Annotated in this window: 3 protein-coding genes; all 3 read right to left on the reverse strand. The window is 62.2% G+C overall.

The features are described from left to right. Window positions 1–61: 61 nt before the first annotated feature. Window positions 62–700: a histidine phosphatase family protein gene (locus P3G66_RS08950; protein ID WP_054188110.1), complete on the reverse strand. Its 639-nt coding sequence runs from the start codon at window positions 698–700 to the stop codon at window positions 62–64. Next, window positions 697–6,555 (reverse strand): non-ribosomal peptide synthetase, encoded by a 5,859-nt coding sequence (locus P3G66_RS08955; RefSeq protein ID WP_276116400.1) that lies wholly within the window; start codon window positions 6,553–6,555, stop codon window positions 697–699. The genes P3G66_RS08950 and P3G66_RS08955 overlap by 4 nt, the downstream gene beginning before the upstream one ends. 257 nt (window positions 6,556–6,812) lie before the next feature. Continuing rightward, entirely contained in the window at window positions 6,813–20,561 is a 13,749-nt protein-coding gene (locus P3G66_RS08960; RefSeq protein ID WP_276116401.1) for a non-ribosomal peptide synthetase, read from the reverse strand. Window positions 20,562–20,620: the final 59 nt, after the last annotated feature.

Consider the following 20,620-nt stretch of genomic DNA (forward strand, 5'->3'; position numbering starts at 1 on the left):
ACCAGCCAGCCTGTTCTTCTCGATCAAATGCGAGAAGAACAGGCTGGCTTTCCTCTATACCTCAGTCCGTAGGTACATGGCTTGCGGAATAGCTGACATCAACGAGGGCTTCGCCAGAAAAAGTGACTGAAGTGATCGAAGTGTGAGCCACATCGCGTTCATGCTGCCGACGCCACAATGATTCGCTCCTCAACGAACGCCGCAAGGTACAGATGGGCAGCTCGTGGCTGAAGCACACGCCCTCCTTGCCCGCGCTCCGACGCCGAGCCGAATCCAGGGCAGCAGACATACGTCTGACCATCGATTTGTAGCTCTCCCCCCACGAAGGCGTCACTGGATTCCACGTTTTGAGCAGCAACCCGACCGACGGCTTCAGTCTCGGGTCTCCCGCTGCGATCCCGTCGAACCTTCCCTCCCACTCCACAAGATCTTCGTTCTTCTCGATGGGTAGATTCAACAAATCGGCTAGCGGAGTGGCAGTTTCAATCGCGCGTTCGAGCGGGCTGGAGAAGATCGAAGAGATTGGACGATCACCGAGAATCTCGGCGACTGCCTTCGCCTGGCGATTGCCCAATTCGGAAAGCGAGTATCCGGGTAGCCGGCCGTAAATTACTTTCGACGGATTGAACACCTCTCCGTGACGTACAAAATGCACGACAGTGCGAGGTTCGGCCGACCGAGCCGGGGTTTCATCAGTCATGACGAGCGCTTCTCCTGCGTACGTAGGTACTCGGCGACGATCGGCCCGATCAACTCGAGCTTGTCCGGATGCATCATCGACGTGTGATTGCTGTCGATATCGATGTCAGTGATCTGTCCACCGATCACCGATCTCCATTCGTCTGTCACTGTGAAGTCCATGTCCATGCCCGCAGCTGCCCGGAACATCACCACGTCGCCATCATATTTGCGCGGCTCATACCCGGAGATCAATTCACCACTCGCCGAAGCGAAGTCGTAAAGTGCGCCAATCTGTGTCTCAGTCATGAACGACACCGAGTCCAGCGTTTTACCGATGGCGATGATCTGGCTGCGATCAAGAGAATTGACGTCGGCACCTTCACCGAGTTCCACTCCCCAACTAGCTGCCATGTCACGGGTGTTCTCGAGCGCTACATCATCGTCGACCTCCCTCGGATGACGTGGATCCACCATGAACAGAGAGACCTCGAAACCTTGCTCGCGTAGAAGAACAGCACATGCATGGCCGATGAACCCTCCAACTGAGTGGCCGATTATGTTAAACGGCCCAGTCGGATTCACATCGATCATCTCACGCACGTAACGGTGCGCTAGCTCGTCGACAGAGGTCGGTAATGCCCACGCCTCCGTCATTACGGGAGTTTGCAGGCCGTAGATCGGTGTATCTGCCTCTAGATACGGAGCGAAGCCCGAGGCCTTCCACGCCAGACCACTCATTGCATGGATATAGAAGAGCGGTGGCCGCTGTCCCTCGATGCGAACGGGAAAGAGCACGCCGATCGCATGATCGTCCGGTGTCGCCGAACCTGATTCCCGAGCCTCATCGATCCTGGCAGCGAGTAATTCGGGTGTCGATGCACCGAAGAGCATGCGGACAGGAACATCGAAATCGAGTGTGCTGCTCAAGTTGGCGGTCAATTTCATCGCGATGAGGGAGTTGCCACCCAACTCGAAGAAATCATCATCCAACCCCACCCGATCAACACCCAACACACCCACAAACGCCGACGCCACCACCAACTCCACCGACGACACCGGAGCCCGAAACACCCGAGCCTCGAACACCGGCTCCGGCAACAACGCCCGATCCAACTTCCCCGACGAATTAAGTGGAAACGCATCCAACACCACCACAGCAGCCGGAACCATATAACCCGGAACCCGCTCCCCCACAAACCCCCGCAACACCGACACATCCACAACCGACCCCACCGCCGGCACCACATACCCCACCAACTGATCACCCATCACCGACCCACGCACCACCACCGCAGCCGACAACACCGACCCATGCGACACCAACGCCGCCTCGATCTCCCCCAACTCGATCCGCTGACCACGGAACTTCACCTGAAAATCAGTACGACCGATGTACTCCAACTCACCAACTGTGTTCCAACGGACCAAATCACCCGTCCGATACATCCGCTCACCCGAACCGAACGGCGACGCCACAAACCGATCCGCACTCAAATCCGGACGACCCACATACCCCCGAGCCAACTGCACACCCGACAAATACAACTCACCCGCAACACCCACAGCAACCGGCCGAAGGCGCGAATCCAACACAAACACCCGGCAATTCCACTCCGGCACACCAATCGAGACCACCGACCCCGACCCGGCAGCCGTCACATCCGCAAACGTAAACGACACCGCCGCCTCAGTCGGACCATACAAATTATGCAACCGCGCCGACGACACCAACCCGAACTCACGCACCGCCTCCACCGGCAACGCCTCACCGATCACCAACACATCACGCAACGAACCCAACAACCCCGGATCCACCAACGACGAAAACGTCGACAACATCGTCGGAACAAAATCCGTCACCGACACACCCTGATCATCAATCACCGACGCCAAATACCCCGGATCCCGATGACCATCAGCCGACGCCAACACCAACACCGCACCCACCCGCAACGGCATGAAAAAACCCCACAACGACACATCGAACGTCGTCGCCGTCTTCTGCAAATACACATCAGACGACGTCAAGCGATACTCGCCCTGCATGAACTCGAGCTGATTCACAATCGCCGCATGCGAGACCGCCACACCCTTCGGCCGACCCGTCGACCCCGACGTGAAAATCACATACGCCGTATTCGACGCCCGCAACGGCGAGCGCCGATCCACATCAGAAACCCGCGCACCCGAAAAACCAGACACATCAACAACATCCACACACACAACCCGACGACCCGACGCCACGAAACCATCACGCTCCGTCGACACCACACACACCGGATCAGCCGAATCCAACACATACTCATTACGCGAGGACGGCGCATCAGGATCCAACGGCACCCACGCCCCACCCGCACGCACAATCGCATACAAACCAACCAACAAATCAACCGACCGCCGAACAGCCAACCCCACCAACGACTCCGGCCCAACACCCAAACCAATCAAATAACGCGCAAACCTATTAACCCGCTCATCGAACTCCCCATACGAAAGCACCACATCCCCACACACCACCGCACGCGAACCCGAACAAACCCCCACCACAGAATCAAAACCATCCAACAACAACCCACCCACAACCGGACGAGACGTGTCGTTCCACGACTCGAGCACCAAAGCACGCTCAGACACAGTCATGACCTCGACGTCACCGACCGCTGAACCGGGATCTGCGACCATCGCGCGCAGTATGCGGACAAACCGATCGGTGAAGGCGGACATGGTCGAGGCATCGAACAGATCCGTAGCGTAGAGCCAGGACAGCGCGATCCCTGCGGCATCCCCCGACTCGTTTTCCCGTGGAGCTGCGGTCAATTGCAAATCGAACTTCGCGATGTCGACGCCCGCGTCGAATCCTGAGACACGCAGTCCGGGCAATTCCAGTGCGTCGTCGGCCATGTTCTGGAAGAACAGCGCAACTTGGAACAACGGGTGGTGCGCTTGGGATCGTACCGGGTCGAGCACTTCGACAAGCCGCTCGAATGGCACATCGGCGTTGGCAAAAGCCCCCAGATCGATGTCACGCACATGGTCGAACAAATCGGAGAAGCTTGCTCCTGGATTCACGGCCGTGCGTAACACCAGGGTGTTTACGAACATGCCGATCAGATCGTCGAGTTCGGGTTCCCCTCGTCCAGAGATTGGTGAACCGATCGCCACGTCACCGCTGCCGCTCGACCTTGCCAACAGGACCGCCAGCGCCGCATGGACGACCATGAACAGTGACACGTTGTGGTCAAGTGCGAGTTGCTCCAGGGCACTGTGCAATTCAGCGTCCACGTCCGAACGGTGGACGCCGCCTCTGGTGGAGAGAATTGAGGGTCGTGGACGGTCGGCCGGGAGTTCGATCTTCTCCGGCAGGTCTCGCAAGGTCGTCTTCCAGTACGCGAGCTGCTCGGACATCAACGATGTCGGATCGGAATCCACGCCGAGAACCTCACGCTGCCACATCGCGAAGTCTGCGTACTGCACCGGCAGCGGTGTCCACTCCGGACTCCGGCCGTCCACACGCGCAAGGTAGGCGAACGCAACGTCCCGAACCAACGGCGCTACGGAAACGCCGTCCGCTGAAATGTGGTGAACGACCATCGCCAGGACGTACTCGGACGGATCCGTCTGGAAAAGCTTGACCCGCAACGGAACTGCCGAGCTGACGTCGAATCCGGCGGTAACGAGCGCCAACAGTTCGCCGAGAAGTGCCGAATCGGCCAACGGAACGGGATCGAGGTCGATGTCTGCGGTCGATTCCGGCAGAATTTGCTGATAGCCCACACCGTCGATTCCTGGGTAGACAGTACGAAGGACTTCGTGCCGAGCTAGGACGTCACCGACCGCTGAGGCGAGCGCAACCGTGTCAAGCTCACCACTCAGGCGGAGGACGATCGGAATGTTGTTGACAGCAGATTCGGAATCGAACTGGCTCAGGAACCACATCCGTTGCTGCGCCAGCGACAACGGCACATGTTCCGGACGAATCACCGGCGCAAGCTGTACTCTGGCGGACCCCTCCGCCTCGGCTTCGATTCGGGCAGCCAATGCTTCGACCGTCGATACCTCGAAGAGGGTTTTCACCTGAATGCGTGTCCCGAACGCAGCTCCGAGACGTCCAGCCAGCCTTGCTGCAACAAGTGAGTTGCCGCCGAGTTCGAAGAAGTCGTCTTCGGCACCGACCCTCTCGACTCCGAGCAGGTCGGCGAAGGCCGCTGCCACGAGTACCTGTGCAGGCGTTGATGGTTCGCGGTACGCACGCGAGATGAAGATCGGCTCGGGAAGGCTGCCGGTGTCCAACTTACCCACAGGGGTGAGAGGAATCCGGTCGATGACCATGATCGATGCAGGCACCATGTGGCGAGGAAGAACGGCCCGAGCGCTGGCGGTCAACGAGTCTGGGTCCAGGTCGACGTCGGCATTCGCCATGACATACGACACCAGCGCGGCGTCACCTGAGGAACCGGTGATCGCAACGGTGGCGACGAAGTCGACTCCGGGTTGAGCGGCAAGGACGGCATCGATCTCGCCCAGTTCGATCCGGAAGCCGCGAATCTTGACCTGTGAGTCCCCCCGCCCGAGATATTCGAGGTCGCGCTCACCACTGGTCTGATCGGTGGCTCCGCCATCGCCGCCGGTGCGGATCCACCGCACGGTATCGCCGGTCCGGTAGAGCCGCTCCCCGGCGCCGCCGAACGGATTTGCGACAAAACTTGCCGCAGTAGTTGCGGACAGGCCGTTGTACCCGCGGGCAAGGTGGGTGCCCGACAGGTAGAGTTCGCCGGCGGTTCCGGTGGCGACCGGCTGAAGTCGAGAATCGAGGACGAACACGCCGACACCACGGACGGGACCACCGATCGTCACGGGACGATCGACGGTCAACTCGGCGATGTTGCTGGCGACGGTGGCTTCCGTGGGTCCGTATGCGTTGAAGAACCGTCGGCCGGGTGCCCAGGTGGACAGCAGCGCGGGTGAACACGCTTCACCGCCGACGACCACCACGGCGAGATTGTCGAACTGGTGGGCGCCGTCAACGAAAATCGAACCCAGCGCTGCCGGGGTCACAAACGCGTGCGTGATCTTTTCCGACACCAGAAGTTCCGCGAGTTCGTCGCCGCCGAACATGTCCGGACGCGCGATCACCATCGTCGAGCCTGCACCGACGGCGAGCAGCAGTTCGAGCACGGAAGCGTCGAAACTCGGCGAAGCAAAATGCAGTGTCCGCGACGTAGAGGTGAGCGCATACCGTTCGACCTGTTCCACACACAGGTCTGAAAGCCCGGCGTGGGTGACGACGACGCCCTTGGGCCGTCCTGTCGACCCCGAGGTGTAGATCACGTATGCCGGATGATCCACGCGAAGGGTTCGAACGCGTTCGGTATACGACACCGGATCCGGGGAGATACCGGACAACACGGCCGTCAACACGTCGCCGTCCACTTCCAGCCATTGGACGCTGCGAGGAAGGTCGATAGCGTACGCGGCCGTGGTCAGCCCTATCGAGGCTGCAGAATCGGTGATCATGTGTTCGACGCGGTCTGCAGGATAGCTGGGATCGACCGGCACGAAAGCTGCGCCGGTCTTGGCCACCGCCCACACCGCACAGACCGACTCGACGGAGCGGGGAATCGACACCGCCACCCGGTCCTCCGGCCCGATTCCGCGGCTGATGAGCAACCGAGCCAGACGCGAGGACAGCGCGTCCACTTCGGCATAAGTGAGGGTTTGACCCCCGAATGTGATCGCCGGTGCTGCTGGGTTGAGGTCTACTGCAGCTGCGAGTAACTGAGGCAGCAATGGCACCCGCGCGCGCCTGGTGCGTGCCGGTCGTTCGTTCCTGCCGGCGCGAGATGTCTTCCGCCGGGTCGCGTCGTCAGTACTCATACGACCGCCACCTGCGGTCGAACGGTGTGTACGGAGACCCAACGCTGCATCGAGCAACTCACCTTCGCGTCATACTTCTGAACTGTCACTACCGGTCTGTCCAGACTGGACGCCGGGGAACCCACAATTGCATCAGTGGGCTCCCCCAACACATCCAACCCCTACCGCCCATTGTTACAGCCGGTAACACCGATCCGGGCAACGGCACGATCACCTATGAATTCGGCCACTGGCACGGTCGCCGACGGAGCCCGATCTCACCACCCGAGTAGTTCGCCCGTTGCGAGGACGTACTCGAGATCGGGTAAGTCGGTTCGATCGACGGCCGAGCGGACCTCGTCCGGAAGCACCACATGCGTCACCCAGTCGTCAGCAAGTGAGTCTTCGATTGCCTCGTCGTCACCGAGAATGACGACAGCCGCTCCGGCTGACGCCGCCAGGAGGACCGCGACCGAGTGCTCCGGCGAGCCGACCGCGCCGGCGAATGCCAACCTCGACTCGAAGTCGACGGAATACCGCTTACGCAGCTCCGCCAGAGAGTCCGACAGGTCGCCGTACGTCAGCACTCGGTCACCGTCGACGATCGCCGGATCGTCCGCCATTGTCGACCGGGCGCGATCGACGTAGCTGATCGGACGATCCGACATCGTCGCCAGCCGAGACTCGATCTCCGGTGACGTCAAGAGCAGCGTCGAGGTGTCGGAGTCATTCGACAGGGTCAGGCTTGCCGGATCCGACGGATGCGCCCCGGTAACGGCTGCGCCGGTCTTCACCACAGACCAGTAGGCGATCACGGCATCGACACCACCACCGATGGAGATCGCAGTGCCGGGACCTGCACCTTCCTCGATGAGCAGGCGAGCCAGACGCGAAGACTTCGCGTCGAGTGCCGCGTAAGCGGTCTCCTCGCCGTCTGTTACCACCGCAGGCGCGTCCGGGTCGCTTTCCACGACGGAGGCGAGCAACTGAGGCAGCAACGTCGTGCTCGCGACTGCGCTGGCTTCGCGAACGCCGTCGGCGACCTCGGACTTCTCCATGTCGGTCAGCAGATCGAGATCGCCGACCTGCCTGGTCGGATCGTCGGTGACCTGCTCGAGTACACGAACGAACCGCTGTGCGAACGACTCGACCGTGGTCTTGTCGAACAGGTCCTCGGAATACAGCCACAGGCCGGAGAGTCCGAGGCCGTCCGCTGCGGTGGTCAGGGTGAGCTGAAGGTCGAACTTCGTGGTCAGGACTCCGCTGTCGACGGCGCCTATGGTCAGGTCTGCCAATGCAAACTCGGTCTGGGCGGTCGGTTCCAGCGACAGGACGATTTGGAACAGGCCCCCCGCCCGAGGCGGCAGCGCCTCCACGATTTCCTCGTAAGGAACATCGGCTTCGCCGAACGCGGCCAGGTCGACGTCGCGCACATGCGAAACGAGATCCTCGAAGCGTGCACCGGCATCGACCGTGGTGCGAAGCGCGAGTGTGTTGACGAACATACCGACGAGATCGTCGAGGGCGCGCTCGCCCCTGCCGCCGACAGCGGTACCGATCGCGAAGTCGGAGCCTCCACCCAACCTCGAGATCAGGACCGCCAGTGCGGCGTGGATTGTCATGAACACCGTGGCGTTCTTTGCTCGGGCGATGTCGCTCAGTCGCGAGTGGACATCAGCGTCGACGGTGAACTGGACTGCCCCCGCTGCGGCGGACTGCACCACGGGACGCGGTCGGTCTGTCGGCAAGCCGACATCGGTAGGCAGATCGTCGAGCGCTGTGCGCCAGAAGTCGAGTTGGCGCGCGGCGATCGTTCCCGCGTCATCTACCGATCCCAGTACGTCGCGTTGCCACAGCGCGAAGTCTGCGTACTGCACTTGGAGTGGGCTCCACGACGGTGCACTGCCCCGGGTACGCGCTTCGTAGGCCACCATCACGTCGCGGGCCAGTGGCCCCATCGACTGCCCGTCGGCCGCGATGTGATGCGCGACGAGTACGAACACGTACTGATCTTCTCCGATCTGGAGAAGATCAGTACGTACCGGAACCTCCGATGACACATCGAATCCGGCGGTCGTCGATTCGACTACCTTCGTGTACATCTGCGCGCCGTCGTGGACCGCTGTCGGTTCCCCGAACATGGGCACGAGGTCGGCGCCGACGATCCGCTGCACCGGCCCCAGCCCGTCGGACGGGTAAAGCGTTCGCAGTGACTCGTGGCGCGAGATCACGTCACGCAGAGCAAATTTCAGCGCGTCGACGTCCAACTGCCCGGCCAGACGCAGCGCCATCGGGATGTTGTAGGTCGAGGCGTCGGTGTCCATCTGGTTGAGCACCCACATACGCTGCTGCGCCAGTGACAGCGGAATGCGCTCGGGGCGATCTTGGGCAACGAGCTGCTTTCGCGAACCGGTTCCGACGTGGACTTCGATCGCGCTCGAGAGTTCTTCGACTGTCCGGGTGTCGAACAGAGTCCGTACGGGGACTACGGCGTCGAGGGATCGGCTCAGTCGTGCCGCCGCCCGGGTCGCGATCAATGAGTTACCACCGAGTTCGAAGAACTCGTCGTCGAGTCCGACCTGAGGAACCTCCAGCAATTCGGCGAATACCGTCGCCACGGCCTTCTCGGTGTCGGACACCGGCGCTCGATATTCGGCGGAAGCGAAGACGGGTGCAGGCAGCCGAGCGGAGTCGAGCTTCCCGTTCACCGTGAGGGGCAAGGCGTCCAACAACACTGTCGCGTCGGGAACCATGTAGCCGGTGAGGAAGTCGGCCGCACTTGTGCTGACCGTGCTCGCGTCGAGGTCCGAACCGGCTTCGGGCACGACGTACGCGATGAGCCGATCGCCCAGATCTGCGTCCTTGCGGACGACGGCCACGGCACGGGCGACACCACCGACTCGGAGCAGGGCCGTTTCGACCTCGCCGAGTTCGATCCGGAAACCTCGAAGCTGAACCTGCGAATCGGAACGCCCCAGGTATTCGAGCTGGCCGGCGCGGTTCCAGCGCGCCACATCACCGCTTCGGTACATCGACTCGCCGTGCGATGCAAACGGATTCGCGACGAACCGCCCGGACGTCAATCCGCTCTGCCCCAGATACCCGCGTGCCAGTTGTCCGCCGGCGACGTAGATCTCGCCGGCCGTGCCGATCGCAGCGGGCTGCAAACGGTCGTCGAGTACGTACACCCGAAGGCCGTCGAGTGGTCGACCTATCAACGACGCCGTTGCGGTCTCCGCGCTCGCACGATCGAGCGGGAGATAAGAGACGTGCACCGTGGTCTCGGTGATTCCGTACATGTTGACCAGTTGCGGCGAGTCGTCCGGATGACGGTCGTACCACCGGGTCAGCTGTGCGAGATCGAGTGCCTCGCCACCGAAGATCACGTACCGGAGCGCAAGATCCGACGCGGTACCGTCCGATCCTCCGGAAACACGGTCCGCCTCCGCAAGCTGGTAGAAAGCCGACGGAGTCTGATTGAGCACCGTGACGCCCTCGGTGGTCAGCAATTGTCTGAACTGGTCTGGCGAACGCGACGTCTCGAAGTCGACGACCACGAGTACACCGCCGTGAATGAGCGGACCCCACAGCTCCCACACCGAGAAGTCGAATGCGTAGCTGTGGAACAAAGTCCACACATCCGAGGAATCGAATGCGAATTCCGTCTGCGCGTTGGCGAACAACTCCACAACATTCCGATGAGTGACCGCAACACCTTTGGGGCGGCCGGTAGATCCTGATGTGTAGATGACGTACGCCAGGTCTCTCGAACGCAAAGGCCGCACGCGGTCTGCGTCGGTCACGGGGCGGGAGTCGGCTGCGGCGTCCCGGGGCGAGACAGAAGGGCAGGGCAGTTCCCGCAGCGAATCCGGAGCGACGATCGCACACACCGGAGACGCGTCGGCAAGGGTATATGCGATCCGCTCATCCGGATAGCTCGGATCGATCGGCAGATACGCGGCACCAGACTTGACGACGGCGAGCAGCGCCACGACCAGATCGACCGATCGCGGCAAGAGGACCGCTACCAGGTCCTCGGATCCGACTCCCGAATCGATCAGCGTGCGGGCCAGACAGTTTGCGCGGGAATCGATGTCCCGATACGTCAATCGCTCGTCTCCGAAGACCACCGCAATCTCGTTCGGTGATCGGGTCACCTGTGCATCGAACAGTCCGGCCAGAGTGGTCGAGTCGTCGACGACCGCCCCGGGCGTGGCCCACCCTTCGAGTATCGTCCGGCGTTCGTCCTCACCGAGAATGTCGATGTCGCCGACTGCATTGGACGAATTGGCGACGACGGATGTCAGCACGGCGTTCAGTCGTGACTCGAGGCCTGCAATCGTCGATTCGTCGTAGAGATCGGTGGCGTAGGTGACGGCGAAGGTGAGCCCGCCCGCCTGAGCCGGAGTCTCCCAGACCGTGAACTGCAGGTCGAACTTGGCCAACGTCGGCGCAATGTCGACACCGGAAATGCTCAGACCCGGAATCTCTACGGATCCGTTCGCGCCCTGACCGAGATTCTGGAACGAAAAGCCCACCTGGAAAAGCGGATTACGCGCCTGCGACCGTTCGGGGTCCAGTGCTTCCACCAGACGCTCGAACGGAACGTCAGCGTTCTCGAAACCGGCCAAATCAGTGTCCCGTACCTTCGACAGGAGTGCAGTGAACGACTCGCCCGGGTCGACCTCGGTCCGCAGGACCAAAGTGTTGACGAACATGCCGATCAGATCATCGAGAGCCTGTTCACCTCGTCCGGCCGCTGGTGTACCGATCACGATGTCGGCGGTGCCGGACAGCTTCGCCAGCAGGACGGCCAGCGCGCTGTGCAGAACCATGAAGAGTGACACATTATGTTCTCGTGCAACATGATTCAATGATTCATGCATGGCCGCTTCGATATCGAAGCAGTACTCGGCACCGGAGTGTGAAGCGACTCGCGGACGCGGCCGATCCGACGGCAGGGTCAGTTCGACGGGCAATCCGTCCAGTTGCGACTTCCAGTATTCCATCTGTTTCGAGATCAACGATCCCTGATCGGACTCGACACCGAGTACCCGGCGCTGCCACAGCGCGAAGTCCGCGAATTGGATCGGTAGCGGCTTCCACGTCGGAGCGATTCCCTGCGACCTCGCGGCGTACGCCGAGACGACGTCCCGGACCAGCGGCCCCATCGAAAAGCCGTCACCGCTGATGTGATGGATGGCGAACACCAGAACGTACTGCGAGTCGGCGAGATCGAACAAACGTGCCCGGACCGGCACGTCTGCAGTGACATCGAATCCGGCGAGTACGTATTCCGCCACCCGGTCGGTGACGACGGACTCGTGGATACGTACTGGCGACAGATCAGGCAGTGCATCCGCGGTGTCGAGGACTCGCTGGTATCCGATACCGTCGACTTCCGGATATGTGGTCCTGAGAATCTCATGTCGCTCGAACAGATCACGAAGAGCTGCCTGCATGGCCTCGATGTCGAGATCCCCCGTCAACCGGATCGCGATCGGAATGTTGTCCACTCCGGACGCCGAATCGAATCGGTTCAGGAACCACATGCGCTGCTGCGCGATCGACAGCGGAACCAACTCAGGGCGCTCCTGTGGTTCGAGCGGCGGACGGCCGCCCCGCCCCACGAGCACGTCGATTCGCGCCGCGAGCGACTCCACTGTCGATGCATCGAACAAGATGCGGACCGGCACAGTGGTGTCGAGTGCATGCCCGAGTCGAGCGACGATCTGCGTCGCGATCAGTGAATTACCGCCCAGCGCAAAGAAGTCGTCGTCCAAGCCGACCTGACCGATACCGAGGAGGTCGGCGAAAATACGCGCAACTTCGACCTCGACCACAGATTCGGGTTCCCGGAAGACCGCGATCTCGACCTCAGGATCGCGCAGTTGCTTCCGGTCGAGTTTTCCCGAGGCGTTGAGCGGCAGTTCGTCCAGAACAACATGTGCCGTGGGCACCATGTATGACGGAAGATGTTTCCCCAGTATCGATTCCAGTTCCAGCCAATCGATCAGAGACTCACCGGCCGCCGTCAGGTACGCGACCAGTTGATCGTTCCGGACGGCAACCACCACCGAACCGACCGACGGATGATCACGCAGAATCGACTCGATCTCCCCCAGCTCGATGCGTAGTCCGCGTAGCTTGACCTGAAAGTCGGTACGTCCGATGTATACCAACTCACCCGACGCATTCCATCGCACCAGGTCTCCGGTCCGATACAGGCGTGAGCCGGCAGGTCCGAACGGATCGGCGACAAACCGGTCCGCGGTGAGGTCCGGCCGAGCCACGTACCCCCGGGCCAACTGCACTCCCGCGAGGTAGAGCTCGCCCGCGACCCCGACGGGCACCGGATGCAGTCGTGAGTCGAGTACCAGAACGCGTGTGTTCCAGACCGGCGCGCCGATCGGCATGGTGGTGGTGTCGGCGTCCGTCACCTCATGGAAGGTCACGTCGACCGCGGCCTCCGTCGGTCCGTACAGATTGTGCAGTTCAGTTCCGGGAAGAACCGTCCGGAACTGCGCGGCCACCTGCGGGGCGAGCGCCTCACCCGAGGCGAAGACTCGGGTAAGGGTAGAAGACCTCGTGACAACCGTATCCGCGAGGAACACTTCCAACATCGACGGCACGAAGTGAATGGTGGTCACTCGTTCGGACGCGATCAGCGCGGCCAGATAGGCCGGATCTCGGTGGCCGTCGACGGCAGCGATCGCAAGTCGAGCTCCGACTTGCAACGGCCAGAAGAACTCCCACACGGAGACATCGAAGGTAAAGGGAGTCTTCTGGAGGACCACGTCGTCGCCGAGGAGGCTGTACTCGGCCTGCATCCAGATCAGCCGGTTGACGATCGCGCGGTGTGACACCGCAACGCCCTTCGGTTTGCCCGTCGACCCGGAGGTGAAGATCACGTACGCCGTGTTCTCCCCTCGCAGCGGGCCGAGGCGGTCCGCGTCGGTGACCGGTGCGTCGGAACAACCGGACAGGTCTACGGTATCGATCCTGACTACCAGCACTCCCTCAGCGTCGAATCCATCTCTCTCTGTTGTCAACACACAGATCGGAGCTGCAGTCGACACGACGTATTCGTTGCGCTCGACGGGCTGATCGGGGTCGATGGGCAGATAGCCGCCGCCGGCCTTGACTACCGCGTACATCGCCACCAGCAAATCGAAGCTTCGGCGAATGGCCAAGCCGACCAGGGTATCCGGGCCGACGCCTTCCGACACGAGTTTGCGGGCGAGTTGATTGACCCGCCGGTCGAATTCGAGATACGTCAGCTGATGCCCATCGAAGGTCAGCGCGATCGAATGGGGAGAGCGGACGACCTGTTCATCGAACAGATCCACCAGCGTCACATCGCGAACATCGTGACCGGTGCTGTTCCAGCGCTCGACGACCAGCCCTAGATCGGAGTCGCCGACGACGTCGACGTCCCCGACCGGCCCAGCGGGGGCAGCCGCGACCGCCGAGAGAGTCGCCGTCAGATACTGGACGAAGGAGGCCACCGTCTTACGGTCGAACAGATCCGTTGCGTAAGTGAAGAGTCCACGGAGTTCACCGTCATGCTCGGTGATCGTCAATTGCAGATCGAATTTCGCCACGGACGCATCGACGTCGAGGGCCGATACCGTGACGCCGTCGATGTCGGCCGATTCGTCGCTGCCCTGGGCGACGTTCTGGAACGTGAGCATGACCTGGAACAGCGGATTGCGTGACTGCGATCGTTCCGGGTTGATGATTTCGACGAGGCGCTCGAACGGCACGTCGGCATGCGCGAACGCTTGCAGGTCCGACTCACGCGTGCTGCGAAGCAATTCCGTGAACGACAGCGACAGATCGACGTTCGTCCGCAACACGAGTGTGTTGACGAACATTCCGATCACATCGTCGAGTTCCTGCTCACCACGCCCCGCGACCGGAGTACCGATCACGATGTCGGAGGTGCCGGACAGGCGCGCCAGCATCACGGCGAATGCACTGTGCACGACCATGAATCGCGAAGCCTGATGCTCACGCGCAATTCGGTCGAGGGAATCGACGACGCCCTGCTCGATGGCAAATTGGTACTCTGCACCACCGTTCGTTGCTACGGCTGGACGTGGCCGATCGGTCGGCAGGTCCAGCTGATCCGGGATTCCCGCGAGCCGGCTCTTCCAGTAGTTGACCTGGCCCGAGATGATCGAGTGCGGATCGTCCTCGCTGCCGAGCACCTCACGCTGCCACAGGGTGTAGTCGACGAACTGGACAGCCAGCGGCGACCAGGACGGCGCACGCCCGTGCGATCGCGCCGCATACGCTGTCACCACGTCACGTACCAACGGCACCATCGAGAAACCGTCTCCGCTGATGTGATGGACGACGAAGACAAGCACGTACTCATCGTCGGCAAGTTGGAAGAGCGCGGTACGGAGAGGGATCTCGACCGTGACGTCGAATCCGGGCTGGATCAGCTCCCGCACACGGAGTTCCACAGCCTCGGCCGGAACTCGAACCGGTGACAGATCGAGATCGACTGCCGCCGAACCGAGAACCTGCTGGTAACCGACGCCGTCGATCTCGGGATAGATCGTGCGTAGGCTTTCGTGACGGTCGATCAGGTCCCGCACGGCCCCCGCCAGAGCCGCCGTGTTCAACGGACCGGTCAACCGCACGGCGACCGGAATGTTGTCGACCCCGGATTCCGGCTCGAACCGGTTGAGGAACCACATTCGCTGCTGCGCCAACGACAGCGGGACTCGCTCGGGACGCTCCTGTGGGACGAGAGGCATCCGCCCCGCGTCGCCGGTGTGAGTGCTCAGTCGTGCGGCCAGGGCCTCGACCGTCGACACGTCGAACAGCAGTCGTACCGGCACTACGGTGTCCAAGGACTGACCGAGCCGTGAGACAACTCGCGTGGCAATCAACGAGTTGCCGCCGAGTTCGAAGAAGTCGTCGTCGAGACCGACCTGAGCTACACCCAGAACATCCGAAAAGATCTGGGCCACAGTTTCTTCGACCACAGTGGTCGGAGCGCGGTATGACAGTGTCGCGAACGTCGGCTCGGGCAGGGCCCGCCGATCGACCTTTCCGTTGGCGTTCAATGGAACCGTCTCGATCGCCACGAACGCAGACGGCACCATGTAGTCAGGCAGACGCGCCGCGACGGTCGAACGTATCGCCGCGATGTCGACGTCGGCCCCGTGTGCTGGTACCAGATAAGCCACCAGGCGGTCTCCGACCAGGCTGTCCTTGTGTACCACCACGACAGCAGCCGATACCGAATCGAGTGCCACCAGGGCCCCTTCGATCTCGCCGAGTTCGATTCGGAGTCCACGGATTTTGACCTGGAAGTCGGTGCGGCCCAGATAGTCCAGCTCTCCCGAACCGTTCCACCGGACCTGGTCTCCGGTACGGTACAGCCGCGAGCCTGCCGACCCGAACGGATTCGCCACGAACCTCTCGGCAGTAAGGTCGAAGCGTCCGCCGTATCCGCGGCTGACTCCCACACCTCCCACGTAAAGCTCACCGACCACTCCGGCCGGGACCAGCTGCAGGCGCGAATCCAGCACGTAGAGTTCGATATTCGGAATTGGAATCCCGATGGGGACTCCGTTGACGTCTCCCGGTGCCGCCTCCTGGAAGGACACTACGTCGGAGGCCTCAGTGGGGCCGTAACTGTTGACGACGCGCACACCGGCGGCCATCAGATCTTTGAGCCGACCAACCTGAATGGGCTCACCACCGAGGAACACGACGTCGAGTGATTCGAGGACGCCGTCCACGTCGGCATCGACCAGTGCATCAAATGCACTCGGCGACATGTTCGCGACCTGGACGTCGTCGTCGGAGACGGCGCGAAGGATCTCGGCGGGGTCGAACCCCGCTGCGGCGACGTGAACACTGCCACCGCTGGTAAGCGGTCCCCACACATTCTTCTGCGTGAGATCGAAACTCGGTGACGACGCAACGACCACACCAGCGGCGTCCGGAAGTTCGGATCGGTACCAGGCTGTCGTATTCTCGATGCCCGCCATCGGTACGACCGTGGGCTTGGGCCGACCCGTCGAACCAGAGGTCGAGATGACGTATCCCACGCGCTCACCTGCGCCCCGCTCACGCCAATGGTCCACCCATTCCGGAACAGAATCGCCGGATTCCGCCCCATCAGTGCTCTCGACCCGCAGCACCGGGAGCGCCGTCTGGACGCCGCCGGACGCGATCACCACGCGGGCACTGGTGTCTTCGAGCAATGTATTCACGCGCTCGGTCGGCAACGTGGGATCGATTGGTGTGTAACCGGCGCCGGTCTTCCACACCGCGAGCATTGCCACTACCCACTGCCACGACCTGGGCAGCACCAGCGCAACCACGTCGTCCGCTCCCACACCCGCAGCGAGCAAGTCCTGAGAGAGCACCGACGACCGCGCATCGAGTTCCCCGTAGGTGAGGGTCCGATCATCGGCCACGACTGCAACCGTCGACCGGTCGCGACTGACATGCCGGGCAAAGAGTGCAAGTGGCGATCTGTCGCCGATCGACACACGCTGCCCCACCGACCAGTCGAGCACGCGGGCTGCCTCGCCGGCGCCGAACAGATCGATCTCGCCGACGAGAACGGCCGGATCGGCAGCGACCGCACCGAGCAATACGGACAGCCTGGAACCGAACGTCTCGATGGTCGAGGCATCGAAAAGGTCACGCGCATAATCGATGACGACTGACAGCCCGCCGACCTCGATGTCTTCCCACACCGTGAACTGGAGGTCGAACTTGGCGACTGCGGACTCGAGCTCGAAACCGCTTACCTCGAGGCCGCCGAGCGTTGCGCCACTTTGTGTTTTCTGGCCGAGATTCTGGAACGCGAGCATCACCTGGAACAGCGGATTGTGTGCCTGCGAGCGTGCCGGGTCGAGCACCTCTACCAGGCGCTCGAACGGGACGTCAGCGTTACCGAATGCATCGAGGTCTGCAATCCGTGCCTGGTTCACCAGCTCGTCGAATGTACTTGCCGGATTGATCTCGGTACGCAGCACCAGGGTGTTGACGAACATGCCGATGACGTCGTCGAGTGCGCGATCGCCACGACCCGCCACCGGGGTGCCGATCGCGATGTCAGTGGTTCCGGACAAACGCGCCAACAGCACGGCGATTGCGCTGTGCAATACCATGAACACCGTGGCCTTGTTCGCCTGCGCAATCGACTCGAGGCGCGCGAGTACGTCCGCACCGATAGTCATCGTGTGCGACGCTCCGCGATAACTCGCGACGGGCGGGCGGGGTCGATCCATCGGCAGGTCTAGCCGCTCGGGGAGCCCGTCGAGCTGCTGTGTCCAGTAATCGATCTGGCGCGATATCACCGATTCCGCGTCGTGCTCGCTGCCGAGGACTGTTCGCTGCCAGATCGAGAAGTCTGCATATTGCACGTCCAGCGGCGTGAATTCGGGTGCGCTGCCAGCCGCCCGACTCGCGTAAGCGGTCACGACGTCGCGCACCAAGGGGCCCATCGAGAAGCCGTCACCACTGATGTGGTGGACGACGAATACAAGGACGTATTCCGACGCGGCCACCTGGAAGAGCTTGACCCGCAACGGCACCTGTGAGGTGACGTCGAATCCCCCGGTGATCTCCGTGATGACACGCTCGGTGATCTCGGATTCGGCCACAGCGACCGGCGACAGATCGAGCTCCACGTCGGAGACGGTCAAGATCTGCTGGTAGCCGACGCCGTCGACCTCCGGGTACACAGTACGCAGGCTCTCGTGCCGCTCGACGAGATCATCGATCGCCGAACGGAGCGCAGCGGCATCGAGCATTCCGGTCAGCCGGAGAACGACTGGGATGTGATCGACGGCTGACGTGGAATCGAACCGGTTGAGGAACCACATACGCTGCTGCGCAAGCGAAAGCGGGATCCGGTCGGGACGTTCCTGTGCAACGAGAGGAGCCTTCGTACCGCGGCCAGCAGAATCGCCTACGAGAGAAGCTAATTCGGATACCGTCGGAGCATCGAAGAAAGCTCGCATGTCGAGTTCCACGCCGAGTTCGGCGTTCGCGCGCGCCACCACTCGCGTCGCGAGCAGTGAATTGCCCCCGAGGTCGAAGAATCCGTCGTCGATGCCGAGGTCGTCCCGACCGAGCAGATCGGCAAAGATCGCAACCAACGTCTTCTCGACCGGCGTACTCGCTGCCCGGTATTCGACAACCTGCGCTGTGAACTCGGGCGCCGGCAGCGCCTTGCGGTCCAGCTTGCCACTGGCATTGAGCGGAAACGCCTCGAGTTCGACAAACAGCGACGGCACCATGTAGTCCGGCAGGCGTCCACCCAATTCACGTGCAAGAGCGTCGGTGTCGAGCACAACTCCCGATGCGGGAACCACGTATGCCACCAGATTGTCGCCCAAAGCCGCATCGGAGTGGACGAGAACGGCCGCTTGTGCGATTGCGTCGTTGTCGAGTAGCGCTGATTCGATTTCGCCGAGTTCGATGCGCAGTCCCCGCAGCTTCACCTGGAAGTCGGTGCGGCCGAGGTACTCGAGCAGGCGGTCGGCGCCGGCACCGCGCCATCGGACCAGGTCGCCGGTTCGGTACATGCGCTCGCCGTCCGAGGTGGAATGCGCGACGAACCGATCCGCCGTCAGATCGGGGCGGGAGACATACCCTCTGGCCAGCTGGACCCCCGCGAGGTAAAGCTCGCCGGGGACGCCGGGAGGTACTGGACGCAGTGCGTCGTCGAGGACGAGTAGCTCTGTTTCGGCGACAGCACGGCCGATCGGAATGGAGACCTCGTCCTGCGGTCCGGTTGCGTAGTACGTGACGTCGACGGCTGCCTCGGTCGGTCCGTACAGATTGTGCAGTTCCGCGGTGCTGACGTCGCGCAGCCGCGCGGCGGTCTGGGCGGGAAGCGCTTCACCCGAGGCAAAAACGTAACGTAGCGAGGTGATCTCGGAAGCGCGCGGTTCAGCGACGAAGACCGCGAGCATCGAGGGGACAAAATGTACAACGGTGACGCCGTACTCGATCATCGTCGCTGCGACGTAGGCCGGATCACGATGCCCGTCCGGCTTCGCGATCACGAGGCAAGCGCCGACCTGCAACGGCCAGAAGAACTCCCACACCGACACGTCGAACGTAAACGGCGTCTTCTGCAGGATGACGTCTTCGTCGGTGAAGGGATATTCGCTCTGCCTCCATCGGAGGTTGGCGACGATTGCCTCGTGTGACACACCGACGCCCTTTGGCCTGCCGGTCGAACCCGACGTGAAGATCACGTACGCAAGATTGTCGGTGCGCAGCGGTGACAGCCGGTCACCGTCGGCAAGCGGCGCGCCTGAGTGCGCCGAGACATCGATGTCATCGATCCGCAGTACATCGACGTTTTCGGGAATGCCGACCGCGTCCACTGACGTCGTCAGCACGAGGACGGGCGCGGCGACGTCGATCACATACGCCAGACGCTCAGCGGGATGGTCGGGATCGAGTGGTAGGTACGCACCACCGGCCTTGACGATCGCGTACATCGCAACCAGCAGTTCGACGGACCGACGGATACCCAGGCCGACGAGTGTGTCCGGTCCGACGCCACGGGCGACGAGCTCGCGGGCGAGCTGATTGACCCGGCGATCGAATTCCGCGTAGGTCGACGCCGTGGAGCCGAAACGAAGGGCGACGGCATCGGGGGTACGCGCGACCTGCTCCTCGAACAGACTTACGAGAGTCGACTCGACGACCGACGGAGCCTCGAAAGCAACGACGGAAGTCGCGTCGGCGATGAGCGCACCGACGACGGATTCAAGGCCACCCTCTCGTGTGGCGAGCAACTCCGGCAGCAGCGTGGAGATCACGACCGGTACAAGTGCGTCCGGGCCGAGCGCACCACCCATCGCGGAGTCGAGTGTGGTCAGTTCCGAGTGCAACCGTTCGTAGGTGACCTCGGCGTCTGCATGAACAAGCGCTGTCCGGTCGGGCTCCGCCTCGGCTACTGCAGCGATCAATCTCGGCAGTTCCTCGATCGTCAGCGACTGTGGTCCCGGCATACCGACGGACATCAACACTTCCTCCAACTGACGACAGCACGGCGCAGATCCAACGCACGACTGGTCGTACA

The sequence above is a fragment of the Rhodococcus sp. C3V genome (assembly GCF_029269915.1).
Classification (GTDB): Bacteria; Actinomycetota; Actinomycetes; order Mycobacteriales; family Mycobacteriaceae; genus Rhodococcus_F; species Rhodococcus_F qingshengii.

Coding starts and splice junctions, on each gene's coding strand:
- P3G66_RS08950 (WP_054188110.1), bottom strand. CDS start 700: ATGACTGATGAAACCCCGGCTCGGTCGGCCGAACCTCGCACTGTCGTG.
- P3G66_RS08955 (WP_276116400.1), bottom strand. CDS start 6,555: ATGAGTACTGACGACGCGACCCGGCGGAAGACATCTCGCGCCGGCAGG.
- P3G66_RS08960 (WP_276116401.1), bottom strand. CDS start 20,561: ATGTCCGTCGGTATGCCGGGACCACAGTCGCTGACGATCGAGGAACTG.